This window comes from Janthinobacterium goodfellowi (genome assembly GCF_051380695.1).
Classification (GTDB): Bacteria; Pseudomonadota; Gammaproteobacteria; order Burkholderiales; family Burkholderiaceae_D; genus Janthinobacterium.
In genome coordinates, this window is the sequence record NZ_JBNYXN010000001.1 from 941,799 (window position 1) to 961,627 (window position 19,829).

General features: G+C 65.3%; 10 protein-coding genes. All 10 read left to right on the forward strand.

The window, feature by feature from the left end:
- The first annotated feature begins 15 nt into the window (after positions 1-15).
- The 10 genes from ACQ4WQ_RS04300 to ACQ4WQ_RS04345 all read left to right on the forward strand — a co-directional run bounded on the left by ACQ4WQ_RS04300 (position 16) and on the right by ACQ4WQ_RS04345 (position 19,764).
- Complete coding sequence (locus ACQ4WQ_RS04300) at positions 16-1,233, forward strand: YeeE/YedE family protein (protein WP_436494897.1); 1,218 nt, start codon at positions 16-18, stop codon at positions 1,231-1,233.
- 68 nt (positions 1,234-1,301) lie between these two features.
- Entirely contained in the window at positions 1,302-2,780 is a 1,479-nt protein-coding gene (locus ACQ4WQ_RS04305; RefSeq protein WP_436494899.1) for a sodium:solute symporter, read from the forward strand.
- Between the two features lie 75 nt (positions 2,781-2,855).
- Positions 2,856-4,730, forward strand: coding sequence for a signal peptide peptidase SppA (gene sppA / locus ACQ4WQ_RS04310; RefSeq protein WP_436494901.1), 1,875 nt, complete (start codon positions 2,856-2,858; stop codon positions 4,728-4,730).
- Positions 4,731-4,793: 63 nt separating this feature from the next.
- The gene (locus ACQ4WQ_RS04315) at positions 4,794-5,339 is read left to right on the forward strand and encodes a GNAT family N-acetyltransferase (protein ID WP_436494903.1); all 546 of its coding nucleotides are present in this window, start codon (positions 4,794-4,796) and stop codon (positions 5,337-5,339) included.
- A gap of 437 nt (positions 5,340-5,776) precedes the next feature.
- Positions 5,777-7,117: an efflux RND transporter periplasmic adaptor subunit gene (locus tag ACQ4WQ_RS04320; protein ID WP_436494905.1), complete on the forward strand. Its 1,341-nt coding sequence runs from the start codon at positions 5,777-5,779 to the stop codon at positions 7,115-7,117.
- Positions 7,114-10,230 carry an efflux RND transporter permease subunit gene (locus ACQ4WQ_RS04325; protein WP_436494907.1) on the forward strand — a complete coding sequence of 1,039 codons (3,117 nt, stop codon included), beginning with the start codon at positions 7,114-7,116 and terminating at the stop codon, positions 10,228-10,230. Before ACQ4WQ_RS04320 ends, ACQ4WQ_RS04325 begins: the two co-directional genes overlap by 4 nt.
- Positions 10,227-13,463, forward strand: coding sequence for an efflux RND transporter permease subunit (locus ACQ4WQ_RS04330; protein WP_436494909.1), 3,237 nt, complete (start codon positions 10,227-10,229; stop codon positions 13,461-13,463). Before ACQ4WQ_RS04325 ends, ACQ4WQ_RS04330 begins: the two co-directional genes overlap by 4 nt.
- Entirely contained in the window at positions 13,460-14,890 is a 1,431-nt protein-coding gene (locus ACQ4WQ_RS04335) for an efflux transporter outer membrane subunit (protein ID WP_436494911.1), read from the forward strand. The genes ACQ4WQ_RS04330 and ACQ4WQ_RS04335 overlap by 4 nt, the downstream gene beginning before the upstream one ends.
- 81 nt (positions 14,891-14,971) lie before the next feature.
- Complete coding sequence (locus ACQ4WQ_RS04340) at positions 14,972-17,638, forward strand: chemotaxis protein CheB (RefSeq protein WP_436494913.1); 2,667 nt, start codon at positions 14,972-14,974, stop codon at positions 17,636-17,638.
- Entirely contained in the window at positions 17,635-19,764 is a 2,130-nt protein-coding gene (locus tag ACQ4WQ_RS04345) for a sensor histidine kinase (RefSeq protein ID WP_436494915.1), read from the forward strand. The genes ACQ4WQ_RS04340 and ACQ4WQ_RS04345 overlap by 4 nt, the downstream gene beginning before the upstream one ends.
- The last annotated feature ends 65 nt before the right edge of the window (positions 19,765-19,829 follow it).

Here is a 19,829-nt window from a genome sequence, read left to right on the forward strand (position 1 = left end):
TCGCCCATACTCCCCATGTCCGATACCGCAATGTCACCGCTGCGCCTGCGCGCCGCCATCAACCCGAAACCGCTGGGCATCGCCCTGTTGCTCATCGTGCTAGGCGCCTGGTACCTGGCGCTGACGGTGGGCGCCACCCAGTCCGCGCTGTACGTGGTGGGCGCCTTGCTCGGCATCACCCTGTATCACGCGGCCTTCGGTTTTACGTCCGCCTGGCGCGTCTTCATTGCCGACGGCCGCGGCGACGGCTTGCGCGCGCAAATGCTGATGCTGGCCGTGGGCGTGGCGCTGTTCTTTCCAGCATTGTCCGCCGGTACCCTGTTCGGCACGCCCGTGGCGGGCCTGGTGTCTCCCGCCGGCACGTCGGTGATCTTCGGCGCCTTCATCTTCGGCATCGGCATGCAGCTGGGCGGCGGCTGCGCCTCCGGCACCCTGTACACGGTGGGCGGGGGCAGCACGCGCATGCTCATCACCCTGGCCGCCTTCATCGTCGGCTCCGTGATCGGCACGGCGCACATGCCGTTCTGGACGGCATTGCCGCAATTGAAACCCATTTCCCTCGTCACGACCCTGGGCCTGGTACCCGCGCTGGCGCTGAACTGGATCGTCTTCGCGCTGATCGCCGGCATCACGGTGCTGGTGGAAAAGCGCCGCCATGGCAAGCTCGTCGCGACACCGCTGCGCCCGTCGCAGGCGTCGCCCTGGCTGCATGGCCCCTGGCCGCTGGTGGCGGGCGCCATCGCGCTCGTCGTACTCAATTTCATCACCCTGGCGCTGTCGGGCCGTCCGTGGGGCGTGACGTCCGCGTTCGCCCTGTGGGGAGCGAAAGCGGCGTCCGTGGTCGGCATCGACACGGCCAGCTGGGCCTATTGGTCGACCAAGGCCAACGCGGCCGCCCTGGCCGCGCCTTTGACGCAAGACAAGACTTCCGTGATGGATATCGGCATCGTGCTGGGCGCCATGCTGGCGGCGGCCCTGGCCGGCCGTTACGCGCCCGTGTGGCGCATCCCGCGCCGCTCGATCATCGCCGCCGTCGTCGGCGGCTTGCTGCTCGGCTACGGCGCGCGCCTGGCCTACGGCTGCAACATCGGCGCCTACTTCAGCGGCATCGTCTCGGGCAGCCTGCACGGCTGGCTGTGGCTGGTCTGCGCTTTCCTGGGCAACGTCATCGGCACGCGCTTGCGCCCGTGGTTCGGCCTGGAAGTGGAAAAAGTCAAACCGACCGGCTGCTGAGGCCGGCGTCAACAGGGGCTTTGCTGTATATTTCTGCCCCTGTTCCCCTTGCCGCCAGCGTATCGCCCATGTCCCCCCTCATCCTGTTTGCCGTCGTCCTCGCGTATTTCCTGATCCTGCTGGGCGTGGCGTGGCGCACCTCGCGCCATGCCACCAATGACAGTTTTTTCATCGGCAACAAGGACAGCAACTGGATGCTGGTGGCCTTCGGCATGGTGGGCACGACCTTGACGGGCGTGACCTTCATCAGCGTGCCGGGCGCCGTGGGCAGCAACGGCTTCGGTTACATCCAGCTGATGATCGGCTATGTGCTCGGCTACCTGGCCATCACCTTCATCCTGCTGCCGCTGTACTACCGGCTGCAGCTGACCTCCATCTACCGCTACCTGGAATGGCGCCTGGGCCGGCGATCCTACCAGAGCGGGGCGGCGTTTTTCATCGTCTCGCGGCTGCTGGGCGCCACGGCGCGGCTGTATCTGGTGGTCAATATCCTGCAAGCCACCATACTCGACAGCCTGGGCGTGCCGTTCTGGCTGACGTCGTGCGTCGTGCTGCTGCTGATCCTGCTCTACACGTACGAGGGCGGCGTGAAGACCATCGTCTGGACCGATACCCTGCAAACGGCGTGCATGCTGGCCGGCCTCGTCATCTGCAGCGTGTTTCTATTGCGCGCAATGGACCTGTCCCTCATCGACAGTCTCGAGCGCATGCGCGCGCAAGGCCTCACGCGCATCTTCACCGTCGACCCGGACAGCCCCGCCTATTTGTGGAAGCACATTCTTGCCGGCATGTTCATCACGATTGCGATGACGGGCATGGACCAGGAAATGATGCAAAAGAACATTTCCGTGCGCACCTTGCGCGACTCGCAAAAGAACATGCTCAGCCTGACCGTGGTGCTGACCGGCGTGCTGCTGCTGTTCCTGTTTTTGGGCGGACTGCTGCACCTGTACGCGCCGCTGGCCGGCGTGACGGCCACGGGCGATAAACTGTTTCCCGCCGTCGTGCTGGGTCACTTCCCCGCCGTGGTGCAGCTGATTTTCTTCATCGCCCTCATCTCCGCCCTGTTTCCCAGCGTGGACGGGGCCCTCACGGCGCTCACGTCCACCTTCTGCATCGACATCCTGGGCCTGCAGCGCAGGCAGGACTTGAGCGCGGCCGCGCAGATGCGCTGGCGCCGCCGTGTCCACCTGGGCTTTTCCGCCCTGTTCCTGATCCTGATCATGGCCTTCAAGTGGCTGGACGATCCCAGCATGATAGGCGTGATCCTGAAGCTGGCCAGCTATACCTATGGTCCGCTGCTGGGCCTGTTCGCCTTCGGCCTGCTGAGCCGGCGCGGCGTGCGCGACCGCTGGGTGCCGCTGGCGGCCATCGCCGGGCCACTGCTGTGCGCGCTGATCGAAGGGGAGCAGGCGCGGCTGTTCGAGCATTACCGCATCGGCCTGGAACTGCTGATCCTGAACGGCGCCCTCGTGCTGGCTGCCCTGTTCCTCATTTCCACGCCGTCAGGGCAGGGCGGCCAGGACACGCAATACTTGTCAAAATAAGACGAATCCCAAGGCGATCGCGGCCATTTTCAGCTATATTGATTTCCTTTAGGTACATAACCTCACGGAGCATCGATGTCACTCAACCCCTTCCCGCCGCTGCGCCGCGGCTTTGGCGCATTCTGGCGCGCGCTGGACGCCACCCGCCGCGCGGTCATCAACCTGATTTTCCTGCTGATCGTCATCGCCATCCTGATCGCCATCTTCGGTGGCGGCGCCAAGCCCCTGGGCGAGAAGACCACCCTGGTGCTGGACTTGCAAGGCCCGCTGGTCGAGGAAACCCCGGGCGGCGTGCGCGAAGCGGTGCTGGCCAATGTCAGCGGCGAAGTCAAGAAAAGCGTGCAGCTGCGCGATGTGCTGGCCGTGCTCGACACGGCCGGCAAGGACAAGAACATCGGTTCCATGGTGATCCTGCTCGACGAACTGCAGGGCGGCGGCCTGGCGTCGCTGCGCGAAGTGGCGGCCGGCGTGGAGCGTTTCCGCGCCACGGGCAAGAAAGTGACGGCCTGGGGTTCCAGCTACAACCAGCGCCAGTACCTGGTGGCGGTCAAGGCTGACGAGGTGTTCCTGCACCCGATGGGCGGCGTCATGCTGGAAGGCTTTGGCCGCTACCGCAATTACTACCGCGACGCGCTCGACAAGGTGGGCGTGACGGTGAACCTGCTGAAAGTGGGCACGTATAAGAGCGCGGCCGAGCCTTTCATCGCCAACGGCCCGTCCGAAGCGGCGGCCGAAGCGGACCGCTACCTGAACAACGGCCTGTGGACCACCTACACGGCGGATGTGGAAAAGGCGCGCAAGCTGCCGGCCGGCGCCATCATGCAAACGATCGACAACCTGCCCGCGCTGATGACGGCTGCCGGCGGCGACATTGCCAAGCTGTCGCTCAATGGAAAACTGGTCGACGGCCTGAAAACGCGCGATGAACTGCGCCAGTTCATGATGGCGCGCGGCGCCAAGAACACGGAAGGCACGAACTTCCGCCAGGTGAACTACACCGACTATCTGGCGCGTTTGCGCCCCGTGCACATCGGCGACGCCGTCGGCGTGGTCATCGCCTCGGGTGAAATCGGCGACGGCATCGCGCCACCGGGCGCCATCGGCGGCCTGTCCACCTCGCGCCTGATCCGTCAGGCGCGCGAAGACAAGTCGATCAAGGCCGTCGTGCTGCGCATCGATTCGCCAGGCGGCAGCGCCTTCGGCTCGGAACTGATCCGCCGCGAACTGGAACTGACGCGCGCCGCCGGCAAGCCGGTGGTCGTCTCGATGGGCAACGTGGCCGCTTCGGGCGGCTACTGGATCAGCACCTCGTCCGATGAAGTGATCGCCGACGCGGCCACCATCACCGGTTCCATCGGCGTGTTCGCGATCCTGCCGACGGCCGACAAGGTGGTGGAAAAGCTGGGCATCCACACGGCCGGTTCGCCCACCACGTGGCTGGCCGACGCGGGCAACCCCTTGCGTCCGCTCGATCCCCGCTTCGCGCAAGTGATACAGGGTTCGATCAACCACGTGTATGGCGACTTCCTGAGCCTGGCCGCCAAGGCGCGCAAGACGACGCCGGAAAAGATCGATGCAGTGGCGCAGGGCCGCGTCTGGACGGGCTTGCAGGCGAAAGAGCGCAACCTGGTCGATCGCATCGGCAGCTATGGCGATGCGCTGGCCTCGGCCGCCAAGCGGGCCAATCTGGGCGCCGACTACCGCGTGACCTACCTGGAGCAGGAAACGTCGAACGTCGACCGCCTGATCGGCATGTTCGGCTCCAAGGCCATGGCCTCGCTGGGCCTGGGCGAGCACGTGAAACTGGGCCTGGCCGGCACGGGCTTGCCGGCCGACGCGGCGCTGGGCATGGCGCAGGACCTCTCCTGGCTGTCGGGCATCACGCGTGAACACAAACCGTTCATGGCGCTTACGCACTGCCTGTGCGAGGTGCCTTTGGGCGGCAAGTAATACCCACATCAACAGCATCCCCAAGCCGGCTTCGCCCGGCTTGTTTTCCTTGAGGAGCAGACTATGGCAAGCGACATGAGTGCACCGACGGGTATCACCATCCGCCCTTGCATCAAGGGCGATGAACAGGCGCTGGCGCTGGTGGGACAGGCTACTTTTCTTGAAGCGTTCGCCGGCATCCTCGATGGCGCCGACGTCATCGCCCATTGCCAGCGCCAGCACGACACGCAGCTGTACCGCGACTGGCTGGCGCTGCCGGCCATGCGGCTGTGGCTGGCCGAGGCCACGCCCGGCGGCGCGCCCGTCGGCTACCTGGTGCTCAGTCCCGCCAGCCTGCCGGTGGCGGACCCGCGTCCGGACGACCTGGAAATCAAGCGCATCTACCTGCTGCACCGCTTCCAGGGCCAGCGCGTGGGCCAACGCCTGATGCAGGCGGCCGTGGAGCAGGCACGCGCCGGCGGGGCAGGGCGCGTGCTGCTGGGCGTGTACGCGGAAAACCACGACGCGCTGGCGTTCTATGCGCGCTGCGGCTTTGCGCAGGTGGGACGGCGCACCTTCCGCGTGGGCCGCACCGACTATCAGGATGTCATCCTCGGCATGACCTTGTAAATCCAGGTAAAGAATCGCCGCCGTCTGTGACACTTGAGCCCCGCGCGGGGCCAGGTCACGGCGGCTGGCCGGAGATTTGTAGCGAGTTTGTATCTGCATGCGAGTCGCCCGCGTCTGGCGCATGCCGGGCGACGACGCCCCGCAAGCCTGATTTTTCCACCGTTCCCCCTTGGCGGCCATGCCGCGGCGCCCGCAGGCTGCCAGCGACCGCCTGCCTGGCTGTGTGTAATTGTTTCAAGTAGAAATGAAACAGTTACATGACTATGCTAGAGTCGTTTCACGATGGGAGTATGGCTTTTTCAGCTGATCTTCAGCTCTTGACTCCCTGACGCTTTGCAGCTAAATCAACCCCGAAAAACGGTCGTCCGGCCTGAGTGTGGTCCACCTCGGCCGGCGCCACAGACTCGCCGTGCCAGCGGCGTATACAAGGATAAGCGATGGATTCGCAGATAACACCCCCTACCCCACGGCGCAGCCGCCGCTCGAAAATCGTCGGTAGCGTCATCGCGCTGGCCGTGATGGCGGCGCTGGGGGGAGGTGCCTGGTACCTGACCCATTCCGGCGCCAGCGCCCAGGGCGCCGGCGCTGGCGGTCCCGGTGGCCCGGGCGGGCCTGGCGGGCGCCGCGGCGCTCCCTCGACCACCGTCGGCGTGGCCACGGCTGTCAAGTCCGACCTGCCCGTGGTGCTCGATGCGCTGGGCACCGTGACGGCCGCATCGACCGTGACGGTGCGCCCGCAAGTGTCGGGCATCTTGAAGGAGCTGAAATTCAAGGAGGGCGGCATGGTCAAGGCGGGCCAGGTGGTGGCGCAGATCGACCCGGCCCAGTTCGAGATGGCGCTGATGCAGGCCACGGGCCAGCGCCAGCGCGACGAAGCGCAGCTGGAAAACGCGCGCCTGACCCTGAAGCGCTATCAAACCCTGCTGGGCCAGGATTCCATCGCGCGCCAGGATGTCGACACGCAGGCCGCATTGGTAAAACAGCTGGAAGGCACCGTCATGACGGACCGCGCGGCCGAAGGCACGGCCAGGCTGAACCTGGGCTACACCAAAGTGGTATCGCCGATCAGCGGCCGGGCGGGCCTGAAGGTGGTCGATATCGGCAACCTGGTGAGCACCAGCGACGCGGGCGGCGTGGTGGTGGTGACGCAGCTCTCACCCATCGACGTGGAGTTTTCCGTGCCGCAGGATAAGGTGCAGACCATCCAGGAGCGCCTGAATGGCGGTTCGGCGCTGGCGGCGCTGGCGCTGGACCGCACGCGCACGCATACCCTGGACAAGGGCAGCCTGACGGCGCTCGACAACCAGGTCGACGTGCAGACGGGCACCGTGCGCGCCAAGGCCCGCTACACGAACGACAAGATGGCGCTGTTCCCCAGCCAGTTCGTCAACGTGCGGCTGGAACTGGGCAACATCACGGGCGCCGTGCTGGTGCCCGTGACGGCCCTGCGTCACAGCAATAATGGCGACTTTGTGTATGTGCTGAAAGCGGACAAGACCGTCACCGTGCGCATGGTCACGCGGGGCCAGGCCACCACCGACATGGTGGAAATCCGCGCCGGCCTGGAAGCGGGAGAGCAGGTCATCACGGAAGGCGCCGACCGCCTGAAGGAAGGCGCGAAAGTCACCCTGGCGGGCGACAAGCCGGCCATGGGCGGCGCCGGTGGCGCGGCAGGTGGCGAACGCCGCCACCGCCGCCAGCACCCTGATGGCGCGGCCAGCGCCTCGGCCTCGGCATCCGCGCCGGCCACGGCGCCGGCGAAGGGCGCAGCGCAATGAGTCCATCGACGCCGTTCATCCAGCGCCCCGTCGCCACGGCGCTGCTGATGCTGGCCATCGTGCTGGCGGGGCTGGTCGGCTTCAAGTTCCTCCCGCTGGCCGCCTTGCCGCAGGTGGACTTCCCCACCATTCAGGTGCAGACCCTGTACCCGGGCGCCAGTCCCGAAGTCATGGGGCAGACCGTCACGGCGCCGCTGGAGCGCCAGTTCGGCCAGATGTCGGGCTTGCAGCGCATGAGTTCCACCAGCGCGGCCGGCGTCTCGCTCATCACCCTGCAATTCACGCTGGGCCAGACCCTGGACGTGGCCGAGCAGGAAGTGCAGGCGGCCATCAACGCGGGCGGCTCCTTGCTGCCGACCGATTTGCCGGCGCCACCCGTGTACGCGAAGATCAATCCGGCCGACGCGCCCGTGCTGACCCTGGCGATCACCTCGGACACGATGCCGCTGACGCAGGTGCAGAATATCGTCAACACGCGTCTGGCGCTGAAGATCAGCCAGGTCAACGGCGTGGGCCTCGTCTCGCTGTCGGGCGGCCAGCGTCCCGCCGTGCGCATCCAGGGCGACACCAAATTGCTGGCCTCGTACGGCCTGGGCCTCGACAGCCTGCGCACGGCCATCGCGGCGGCCAACGTCAACAGCGCCAAGGGCAGTTTCGACGGCCCCACGCGCTCGTTTACCATCAACGCCAACGACCAGCTGGTGACGGCGGAAGACTACAAGCGCCTGATCATCACGTATAAAAACGGCGCACCGGTGCGCCTGGCTGACGTGGCCAACGTCGTCGACAGCGCGGAAAATACGCGCCTCGGTGCCTGGTCCGGCAAGCAGCCGGCCATCATCCTGAACGTGCAGCGCCAGCCGGGCGCCAACGTCATCAAGACGGTCGACGCCATCAAGGCCCTGCTGCCGGACTTGCAGGCCAGCCTGCCGGCGGCCATGAAGCTCGACGTGCTGAGCGACCGCACGACGGGCATCCGCGCCTCGGTCGAACACGTGGAAATGGAACTGCTGCTGTCCGTGCTGCTGGTGGTGCTGGTGATCTTCGCCTTTTTGCACAGCCTGCGCGCCACGGTGATCGCCAGCCTGTCCGTGCCGATTTCGCTGATCGGCGCCTGCGGCGTCATGTATTTGCTCGGCTACAGCCTGAACAACCTGTCGCTGATGGCCTTGACCATCGCCACGGGCTTTGTCGTCGACGACGCCATCGTCATGATCGAAAACATCGCCCGCTACATCGAGGAGGGCGAAACGCCGATGGCGGCCGCATTGAAGGGCGCGTCGCAGATCGGCTTTACCATCATCTCGCTGACGGTGTCCCTGATCGCCGTGCTGATTCCCCTGCTGTTCATGGGCGACGTGGTGGGCCGCTTGTTCCGCGAATTCGCCATGACCCTGGCCATCACCATCCTCATTTCCGCCGTCGTGTCGCTCACCCTGGTGCCGATGATGTCGGCGCGCTGGCTGAAAAGCCATGCCGATGAAAAAATCAGCGCCACGGGCCAGCGTATCCAGGCCTTCCTCGACAAGGTCATCCATCAATACGACCATGCGCTGGTGTGGGTGCTGAAACGCCAGGGCTTGACCCTGCTGGTGGCCCTGGCCACCTTGCTGCTGACCGTCATCCTGTACATCACCATCCCGAAAGGCCTGTTCCCCACGCAGGACACGGGCCAGCTGCAGGCGCGCATCGAAACCTCGCAAGCCGTCTCGTACGCACGCATGGCGACCTTGCAGCAGGCCGCCGCCAGCGCGCTGCTGGAAGACCCCGCTGTCGATACCCTCAGTTCCCTCGTCGGTGTCGATGCGGCCAACAACACCATGCTGCACACGGGCAGCATGCTGATCAACCTGAAGCGCCCGCGCAGCGGCAGCCAGGACGAGATCATGGAACGCCTGCGCAACCGCGTGGCCAAGGTGGCCGGCGTGACCCTGTATCTGCAGCCGACGCAGGATCTGACCATTGATGCGGAATCGGGCCCGACGCAGTACCGCGTCTCGCTCGAAGGGGCCGACACGGCCACCGTCACCGAGTGGGCGGGCAAGCTGGCCGCGCGCATGCGCGAAAAATCGCAGCTGCGCAACGTCGTCACGGACGCGGGTGCCACGGGCGTCGCCGTCACGGTCGCCATCGACCGCGACAGCGCCGCGCGCATGTCGGTGACCACGGCCACCGTCGACGACGCGTTATATAACGCCTTCGGCCAGCGCATCATTTCGACGATTTTCACGGAAACCAACCAGTACCGCGTGATCCTCGAGGCGCAGCCCGGCATCGTCACCACGCCGTCCGACCTGTCGGACCTGCAGGTGCGCACGGGTTCCGGCAAGTCGACGCCGCTGTCCGCCTTTGCCAGCGTCAGCGAAAAACAGGCGCCGCTGCAGATCACGCACGTGGCGCAGTACCCGGCCACGACCCTCGGCTTCGATACGACGCAGGGCGTGGCGCTGGGCAGCGCCGTCGACGCCATCCGCCAGGCGGCGCAGGACATCGCCTTGCCGCCTTCGGTGACCTTGACCTTCCTCGGCGCGGCCGGCGCGTATGAAAACTCGCTGTCGAACCAGCTGTGGCTCATTTTGGCCGCCGTCGTCTGCGTGTACATCGTGCTGGGCGTGCTGTACGAAAGCTACATCCACCCGCTGACGATCCTGTCGACCCTGCCGTCGGCCGGCGTGGGCGCCTTGCTGGCGTTGATGATCTCGGGGCAGGACCTGGGCGTGATCGGCATCATCGGCATCATCCTCCTGATCGGCATTGTGAAAAAGAACGCCATCATGATGATCGACTTCGCTATCGAGGCCGAGCGCGATGAAGGAAAAAGCCCGCAGGAAGCCATCCATCAGGCGGCGCTGCTGCGTTTCCGTCCCATCCTGATGACGACCCTGGCGGCCCTGTTCGCGGCCGTGCCGCTGATGCTGGGCTGGGGCGAGGGCGCCGAGTTGCGCCGTCCGCTGGGCCTGGCCATCTTCGGCGGCCTGATCGTCAGCCAGGTGCTGACCCTGTTTACCACGCCCGTCATCTACCTGGGCTTCGACCGCCTGGGCCAGCGCTTTGCGGGCAAAGGGAAGAACGCTGTCAGTCTCGATAAACCGGGTGCGGGGAGCGGCGCGTGAATCTGTCCGAACCGTTCGTCAAGCGTCCCATCGCCACCGTGCTGCTGACCATCGGCATCGCGCTGGCGGGTATCGGCGCGTTTTTCGTGCTGCCCGTCTCGCCGCTGCCGCAGGTCGATTATCCGACCATTTCCGTCAGCGCCAGCCTGCCCGGCGCCAGCCCCGCGACCATGGCCACCTCGGTGGCCACGCCGCTGGAACGGCGCCTGGGCGTGATCTCGGGCGTGAACGAGATGACGTCGTCGTCGGGCACGGGCTCGGCGCGCATCAATTTGCAGTTTGACCTGAACCGCAAGATCGATTCGGCCGCGCGCGAAGTGCAGGCCGCGATTGCCGCCGCGCGCGTGGACTTGCCGGCCACCCTGCGCAGCAACCCCACCTACCGCAAGGCCAATCCGTCCGATGCGCCCGTGATCATTCTGGCGCTGACGTCGAAGACGCGCACGCCGGGGCAGATCTACGATGCCGTGTCGAACCTGGTGCAGCAGAAGGTGGCGCAGGTCAAGGGCGTGGGCGACGTGGAACTGGGCGGCGGCTCGCTGCCGGCCGTGCGCGTGGAACTGCTGCCGTACCAGCTCAATCACTATGCCGTGTCGATGGAAGACGTGCGCGCGGCCATTCAGGCCAGCAACGCCAACCGCCCGAAAGGGGCGATCTCCGGCGACGAGCGCAGCCTGCAGATCTATTCGGGCGCGGCGACGGCCTCGGGCGGGCGCTCAGCAAACGACTACCGCAGCCTGGTGGTGGCCTGGCGCGACGGCGCCGCCATCCGCCTCGACGACGTGGCCGAAGTGGTCGACGGCGTGGAAAACACGAATACCCTGGGGCTGTTCAACGGCGACCCGGCCGTCATCGTGCTGATCACGCGCCAGCCCGGCGCCAACGTCATCGCCACGGTGGACGGCGTGCGCGCGCTGCTGCCGCAACTGCAGGCGCAGCTGCCGGGCGACATCAAGCTGCAGGTCGCGTCCGACAGCACCAATTCCATCCGCTCGTCGCTGCACGAGATCGAATTCACGCTGATATTGTCCATCGTGCTCGTCGTGCTGGTGGTCAGCGCCTTTTTGCGCAGCGTGCGCGCCACCATCATTCCGGCCGTGGCCACCATCGTCTCCTTGCTGGGCACCTTCGGCGTGATGTACATGCTGGGCTTTTCGCTCAATAACCTGTCGCTGATGGCGCTCACGGTGGCCACCGGCTTTGTCGTCGACGATGCCATCGTCGTGCTGGAAAACACGCAGCGCCACATCGAAGCGGGCATGGACCGCTTCAAGGCGGCCCTGCTGGGCGCGCGCGAAGTGGGCTTTACGGTACTGTCGATCAGCCTGTCGCTGGTGGCCGTCTTCATCCCGCTGCTGTTCATGGGCGGGCAGGTGGGTCGCCTGTTCCGCGAATTCGCCGTGACCCTGTCGGCCGCCGTGATGATTTCGCTGGTGATCTCGCTCACGACCACGCCGATGATGTGCGCGTGGCTGCTGAAAAGCGGCCAGCAGCACCAGCCGCCAGGCCGGGTCGCGCGCTGGTTCGAGCGCGGCTTCGAGCGCATGCTGACAGTCTACGAGCATTGCCTGGACTGGGCCTTGTCCAGCGCCGCGCTGGTGATGACCATCCTCGTCTTCGTCGTCGGTCTGAACGTGTACCTGTTCGCGGCCGCGCCGAAAGGCTTCTTCCCGCAGCAGGACACGGGCCAGATCAACGGCGGCATGCGGGCCGACCAGAGCATCTCGTTCCAGGCCATGCAGAGCAAATTGCGCCAGCTGGTCGACATCATCAAGGACGATCCGGCCGTCGCCACCGTCGTGGGGTTCACGGGCGGCGGCAGGGCAGGGGGCGGCTTCATGTTCATCGACCTCAAACCCGCGTCGCAGCGCACGGACAAGGGACAGGCCGTGATCGCCCGCCTGCGTCCGCAGCTGGCCAAGGTGACGGGCATTTCGCTGTTCCTCAACCCCGTGCAGGATCTGCGCATGGGCGGGCGTTCCAGCAATTCGACGTACCAGTACACCCTGATCAGCGACAATCAGGCGGACCTGAAGAAATGGGCGGCCAAGCTGGCCGACCAGATGAAGCTGCAGCCGGCCCTGATCGACGTGGACACGGACCAGGCGGAAAACGGCGTGGAGACCTTTGTCAGCATCGACAAGGACCGCGCCACGCAGCTGGGCGTGCAGGTGAAGGATATCGACAATGCGCTGTACAACAGCTTCGGCCAGCGCCAGGTGGCGACCATCTACGATGAGCTGAACCAGTACCACGTGATCATGGAAGTGGCGCCACGCTACGCGCAAAGCCCGGAAGCGCTGCGCTCCGTGTACGTGCCGGCGTCGAATGCGGCGGCCGTCGCGGCCACCAGCACGACGGCCACCGCCACCGCCACTGCGGCACCGTCCAACACGACGGCGGCGCGCGACCCGTCCAGCGGCTCGGCCCTGTCGACGACCCTGGCGCACATGGTGCCGCTGTCCTCGTTCAGCAGCTTTGCCGAAAGCGCGACGGCGACCTCGATCAACCACCAGGGCGGGGAACTGGCCACCACCGTGTCGTTCAACCTGGCCGACGGCTATCCGCTCAGCGACGGCCAGGCGGCCGTGGCCCAGGCGGAGTCGGAAATCGGCATGCCCGTCAACGTGCGCGGCAGCTTCCAGGGTTCGGCCAAGAGCGCGCAGGACAGCAACAAGGAGCAGCCGCTGCTGATCCTGGCGGCCATCGTGGTGATCTACATCGTGCTGGGCATCCTGTACGAAAGCCTGATCCACCCCGTCACCGTGCTGTCGACCTTGCCGTCGGCGGGGGTGGGCGCCGTGCTGGCCTTGCTGCTGTTTCGCATGGAATTTTCCATCATCGCCCTGATCGGCGTGTTCCTGTTGATCGGTATCGTCAAGAAAAATGCTATATTGATCATCGACTTCGCGCTGGAGGCCGAGCGTTCGCGCGGCCTGACTGCGGTGGAGGCGGTGCGCGAGGCTTGTCTGCTGCGTTTCCGCCCCATTCTGATGACCACCCTGGCGGCGGCGCTTGGCGCCTTGCCGCTGGCGATCGGTTTCGGCGAGGGGTCGGAGCTACGCCAGCCCTTGGGGGTCGCCATCATCGGCGGCCTGATTGCCAGCCAGTTACTCACATTGCTGACCACCCCGGTGGTCTACATCCTGCTCGACAAGCTGCGCACGCGCAGCGCCGACGAGCAGCAATTGAGCCGCATTCCTGGGCCAGATAACCCGAGCACACAATCATGAAGCAAGTAAAACCTATCGTATCGACCGTCCCCGCACGCCACCTGCTGGCGCTGGGCGCAGCCACCGCTTTCCTGCTGCTGGCCGGCTGCGCCGTCAGCCCCGCGTATGAAACGCCGACGGCCGCCGCGCCGCAGACGTTCAAGGAGGCGGCCGGCTGGCAGCCTGCCGCGCCGGCCGACACCCTGGAACGGGGCCCGTGGTGGACCCTGTTCGGCGACGCGCAGCTGAACCAGCTGGCCGAAGGCATCGACATCTCGAACCAGAACGTGGCGGCCGCCATCGCCTCGTACGAGCAGGCGCGCGCGCTGGTGCGCGAACAGCGCGCCTCGCTGTTCCCCACCGTGAACCTGACGGGCAGCGGCGCCCGTTCGGGCGGCGGGGGCGAGCAGCAGACGAACAATAACTTCAAGGCCGCCATCGGCGCCTCGTGGGAACCGGACGTGTGGGGCAAGCTGCGCGCCGGCGTGACGGGGGCCGACGCCAGCGCCGCCGCCAGCGCGGCCGACCTGGCCGCGGCGCGCCTGTCGGCGCAGGGCGAGCTGGCCACCAATTACTTTTCGCTGCGCCAGAGCGATGCGCAGATCGCGCTGCTGAACGCCACCATCGATGGCTACAAGCGCGTGCTCGAGATCACCGGCAACCGCTTCAATTCCGGCATCGCCGCCAAGTCCGACCTGCTGCAGGCGCAGACGCAGCTGGCCAATGCGCAGATCGACCTGTCCAGCCAGACGCGTTCACGCGCGCAGCTCGAACATGCGATTGCGATACTTTTGGGCCGCGCGCCGTCCGACTTCAGCCTGGCCGTGGCGCCGTGGACCCTGACCGTGCCCGAGGTGCCGCTGGGCGTGCCGTCAACCCTGCTGCAGCGCCGTCCCGATATCGCCGCCGCCGAGCGTAGGGTGGCCGTGGCCAATGAGCAGATCGGCATCGCCCGTTCCGCGTATTACCCGAGCCTGAACCTGACGGGTTCCTACGGCTCCGGCGCCAGCCGTGTCGGCGACCTGTTCAATGCATCGTCGAGCCTGTGGTCGCTGGGCGTGTCGGCCGCGCAGACGCTGTTCAACGCGGGCGCCACCACGGCCAGCGTGGATGCGGCCAAGGCGGGCCATGAAGCGGCCGTTGCGCGCTACCGCCAGACGGTATTGAGTGCCTTCGGCGCCGTGGAAGACCAGCTGTCGGCCACGCGCGCGCTGGCCGAGCAGCTGGCCTTGCGCCAGCAGGCGTCGGCGGCTGCCGACCAGGTCGAGCAGCAGATGCTGAACCGCTACAACGCGGGCCAGGTCGGCTACACGGACGTGGTGACGGCGCAGGTGACTGCCCTGTCGGCGCGCCGTTCGCTGGTGCAGGCGCAGGCGGACCGCCAGACGACGGCCGTGGCCCTGATCCAGTCGCTGGGCGGCGGCTGGCATGTGCCGCCGGCGCAGTAAAGGGGACAGCACAGGGGCAGCCTGGCGCAGGGAAAAGTCCTGCGCCAAATTCGTGTTTTGCCGCGCATCTTGAGTGCTAGAATGCAAGATTATCAATTGCCGGCCATGGCAAGGTTTGCCGAGGCCGGTTTCTTGCAGACGATGATAACCCGCAAACGCAGCAAAACCAGTCCGGCCAGCCAGCCTGCTGAAGCGCCCACCATCGGTTTTCCCGTGGTGGCCATCGGCGCTTCCGCTGGCGGACTCGACCCTATTGTCGCTTTTCTGACCCATGTGCCGCAGGAGAGCGGCATCGCCTATGTGGTGATCCAGCATCTGGATCCCACGCAAAAAGCCTTGTTGCCGGAACTGCTGCAGCGGGCCACCAGCATTCCCGTCACGGAAATCACGCAACAGGCGGTTTTGCAGCCCAACCATATTTATGTGATTCCGTCGAACGCCGACCTGGGCCTGTCGAAGGGGCATTTCGTGCTCAGCGAGCCGCTGCAACTGCGCGGACATCGCTTGCCCATCAATGCTTTCTTTGAAAGCCTGGCGGCCGAGCTGGGTGAACTGGCCGTGGGCGTGATCCTGTCGGGCATGGGCAGCGATGGCACGCGCGGCTTGCAGGCCATCAAGCAGGCGGGCGGCCTGACCCTGGCCCAGCATCCCGATACGGCCAAGTTCGACATGATGCCGCAAAGCGCCATCGCCGCCGACGCGGTGGACCTCGTCGATTTTCCCGACAAGATGCCGGAAAAGATCGTCAGTTACCTGTTTCGCAGCAGCTTCCTGGAGTTGCCGGGCAAGCAGGCGAGCGGACGCAATTCCTTACAGGAAATTGTCGCCTTGCTGACCGAACATACGGGCAACAGCTTTTCCGACTACAAGATCAACACGGTGCTGCGCCGCATCGAGCGCCGCATGAGCTTGTACCAGATGACGTCGATGGAAGAGTACATTTCCTATCTGCGCAACAATCCCGCGGAAATCGACTTGCTGTTCAAGGAGTTGCTGATCGGCGTGACGAATTTTTTCCGCGACCCGAAAGTGTGGGAATACCTGAAGATGGTGGTCTTGCCGCAAATGCTGGCAACCCACCCGGAAGGGCGTGCCTTCAAGGCCTGGATTCCTGCCTGTTCCACGGGAGAGGAAGCGTATTCGCTGGCCATGGTGTTCCATGAAGTGGTCGCCAGCAGCAACCCACCGGCGAAGTACAGCCTGCAGATCTTTGCCACCGACCTGTCGGCCGACGCCATCGACCGCGCGCGCCAGGGCCGTTTTCCGCCAACGATCAGCAGCGATGTGTCGGCCGAGCGCCTGGAACGGTTTTTCTTGCAGGACAAGAGCGATTACCTGGTCAGGAAAGAGATCCGCAACATGATCATCTTTGCCCAGCAAAACATCATTTCCGATCCGCCGTTTACCAAGCTCGATATCCTGTGCTGCCGCAACCTGTTGATTTACCTCAATGCCAAGTTGCAGCAGCGTTTGATCCCCCTGTTTCATTATGCCTTGAACCGTGACGGGATATTGCTGTTGGGCAGCGCCGACACGCCAGGTCATTTTTCCGACCTGTTTTCGCCGCTGACCACGTCGAGCCGGATGTACCGCCGGCTCGACAACCTGGCGCGCCAGCGCTTGCTGACGTACTTTCCCACGAAGGTATCGTCGGCCACTCCTCCTACCCCCAGCGACACGAGAGAAGTCAGCATGCCCGGAAAAATCCAATCCCATGTCGAGCAATTATTGCTCCAGAAATATTCGCCTGCGGCCGTGCTGCTGAGCCAGGATGGGGACATCCTGTACATCAATGGCCGCACGGGCGCCTTCCTGGAGCCGGCGGCAGGCAAGGCCAACTGGAATATCCACGCCATGGCGCGCGAAGGCTTGCGCTACGAGCTGGCGGGCCTGATCAAGCAGGCGCTGCAAAGCGACAGCCTGGTACGCCTGAAAGGCCTGGTGCTCAAGGATCACGTTGGGCAGGCGCAGGGCGTGGATTTGACGGCGGAAGCCTTGCTTCAGCCCGAAGCGTTGCGCGGCATGGTCTTCGTCACGTTTGCCAGCGTGCCGCTGGCGGCTACCGCGCGCCGGGGCCGCTCGCCGAATCCCAAGGTGCTGGAACTGGAGCAGCAGCTGATCCAGGCGCGCAATGAAATCCAGGCCGTGCGCGATGAAATGCAGACCTCGCGTGAAGAACTCAAGTCGGCCAACGAGGAATTGCAGTCGACCAATGAAGAACTGCAATCGGCGAACGAGGAGTTGACCACCTCGAAGGAAGAAATGCAGTCGCTCAACGAAGAACTGTACACGGTCAATGCGGAGCTGCAATCGAAGGTCGACGATTTGTCGCTGGTCAACAGCGACATGAAGAACCTGCTCAACAGCACCGATATCGCCACCATTTTCCTCGACAGCGAGCTGCGCATCCGCCGCTTCACGGCGCCGGCCACGCAAATCTATAAGCTGATCCAGACGGACTTGCGCCGCCCGCTCAGCGACATCGTCAACGATCTCGCCTACCCGAATCTGGAGGCGGATGCGCTGGAAGTGATCCGCAGCCTCGTGTTTTGCGAACGGCAGGTGCAGACCAAGAACGGGCGCTGGTACAACGTGCGCATCATGCCTTACCGCACGGTGGAAAATGTCATCGATGGCGTGGTGGTGACCTTTATTAACATTACCGAGTCCAAGGTACTGGAGGCCCAGCTGCGCCAGATCCAGTCCGGCGCCGCGGCAGACGGGAAAGCAGGAGAGAGCGCGTCATGAACGAACCATTCGACGACGGCAGCGCGCCGGCCAGGTTGCGAGAGCAGGCCGAGCAATTGGCGGCGCAGCAGCGCCAGCCCGCAGCGCCGCCGCAGTCGAATGAAGACGTGATGCGCCAGCTGCATGAGCTGCAGGTCAGCCAGATCGAGCTGGAAATGCAGAGCGCGGCCCTGGCCGAGCTGGAGCAGCTGAAGAATGAATATGAAAGCAGCCGCGACCGTTATGCGCAGCTGTATGAACAGGCGCCCGTCAGCTATTTTTCGCTGGCGCGCGAGGGCGTCATCACGCGCGTCAACGTGGCAGCCTGTGGCTTGTTGGAGCGCGACAAGAACCAGTTGCTGGGACGGCGTTTCGAGCAATTCATCGCGCCCCAGGCACAGGGCGGCTTCCGGCGCTTCCTCGACGCCGTCTTCACCAGCGGCGCGCGCCAGGTGCTCGAGGCGCAGCTGTTCGACGACGAAGCGGCCGGCCGGGGCGGCATGGTGCGCATCGAAGCCAATTTCGATATTGACAGCACCACGGCGCGCATGCTGGTGACGGACCTGGGCGACGAGCATGCGCGCGAATCGGCCTTGCGGCGCGCCTTCGTCATCCTCGACAGCATACGCGAAGGCGTGCTGGTGACCGATAGCGCCAACCGCATCATTTCCGTCAATCCCGCCTTCACCACCATCACCGGCTACCAGGCGGAGGAAGCCATCGGGCGCGATCCGTCCTTCCTCGGCGGCGGCACGCATCTGCCGCATTTCTATGAAACCATGTGGCGCAGCCTGCACCAGGATGGCAGCTGGTATGGCGAACTGGTGAACCGGCGCAAGAATGGCGAGCGCTTCGTCGAATCGCTGTCGATCACGCCCATGCGCGCGCCCGATGGCAGCATCAGCCATTTTGTCGGCGTGTTTTCCGATATCACCGAGCGCAAGCTGGCCGAGGCGGACCTGCGCGAACTGCACCGCGAACTGGACCAGCGGGTGGTCGACCGCACGGCCGAATTGCTGCGCGCCAACCAGCATCTGCAACTGGAAGTGCACCAGCGCGAGCGGGCGCAGGAAGCCTTGCGCGATGCCGAGCGTTTCTTTCACGCCACCATCGATTCCTTGACGGACCGGGTGCTGGTGCTGGACCGGGCGGGCCGCGTCGTGCATGCCAACCAGGCTTGCCTGGCCTTCGTCGGGCAAACGCCACAGCAGCTGCAGTACCTGGAATTTTGCGAATCGGACCCGCGCTGGCAGCGCAGCGCGGGACGCGAATTGGCCGCCGGCATCCGCGCCGTCATTGCCGGCAATGCGGACACGTTTGCGCTCGAGTATGAGTTTGCCACGCGCTCGGGCCCCCGCTGGTCGCAGGCCAGGATCAGCCGTTTCCTCGGCGAAGGGCCGCTGCGCGTGGTGGTGGCGCACACGGACATTACCGAACGCAAGCTGATGGATGGCGCGCTGCGCCAGTCGCATGCGCAGCTGCGCCAGCTGGCGCTGCACCTGGAAACGGCCAAGGAAGACGAGCGCAAGCGCATCTCGCGCGATATCCACGATGAGCTGGGACAAAATCTGCTGGCGCTGCGCATCGATATTTCCATGCTCAGCGCGCGCACGGAAGGCTCGCATCCGCGCCTGCACCGTCGGGTCGGCGCCGTGCTCAGCAACGTTGACACCACCATCAAGAGCGTGCGCGGCATCATGAACGAGTTGCGTCCGATGGCGCTGGACCTGGGCTTGCAGGCCGCCATCGAATGGCAGGTGGGCGACTTCCGCAAGCGCAGCGGCGTCGCTTGCCAGCTGCTGATACGCGACGAGGCGCTGTTTTCCGCCATCGGCAGCCAGGTCGAGATCGTGCTGTTCCGCATCGTGCAGGAAGCGCTCAGCAACGTCATGCGCCATGCCCAGGCCAGCCAGGTCGAGATCGAACTCAGTTCGGATGCCTGCGCCGTGTATGTGGCCATCAGCGACAACGGCGTCGGCATCACGCCGCAGCAGCAGCGCAAGAAGCAGTGCTTCGGCCTGATCGGCATCGCCGAGCGGGTGACGGCGCTGGGCGGACAGTTCGAGGTGGGCGTGCCGGCCTCGGGCGCCGGTTGCCGGCTGTCGCTGCAGATTCCCCTGCCGGGAGCGGGGCGGCCAGCCGCCTGATACAGAAATTGCAATAGGTTAATTTTTGGCGACCCGGGCGGCCTGGACAGGCTATACTTTCGCCT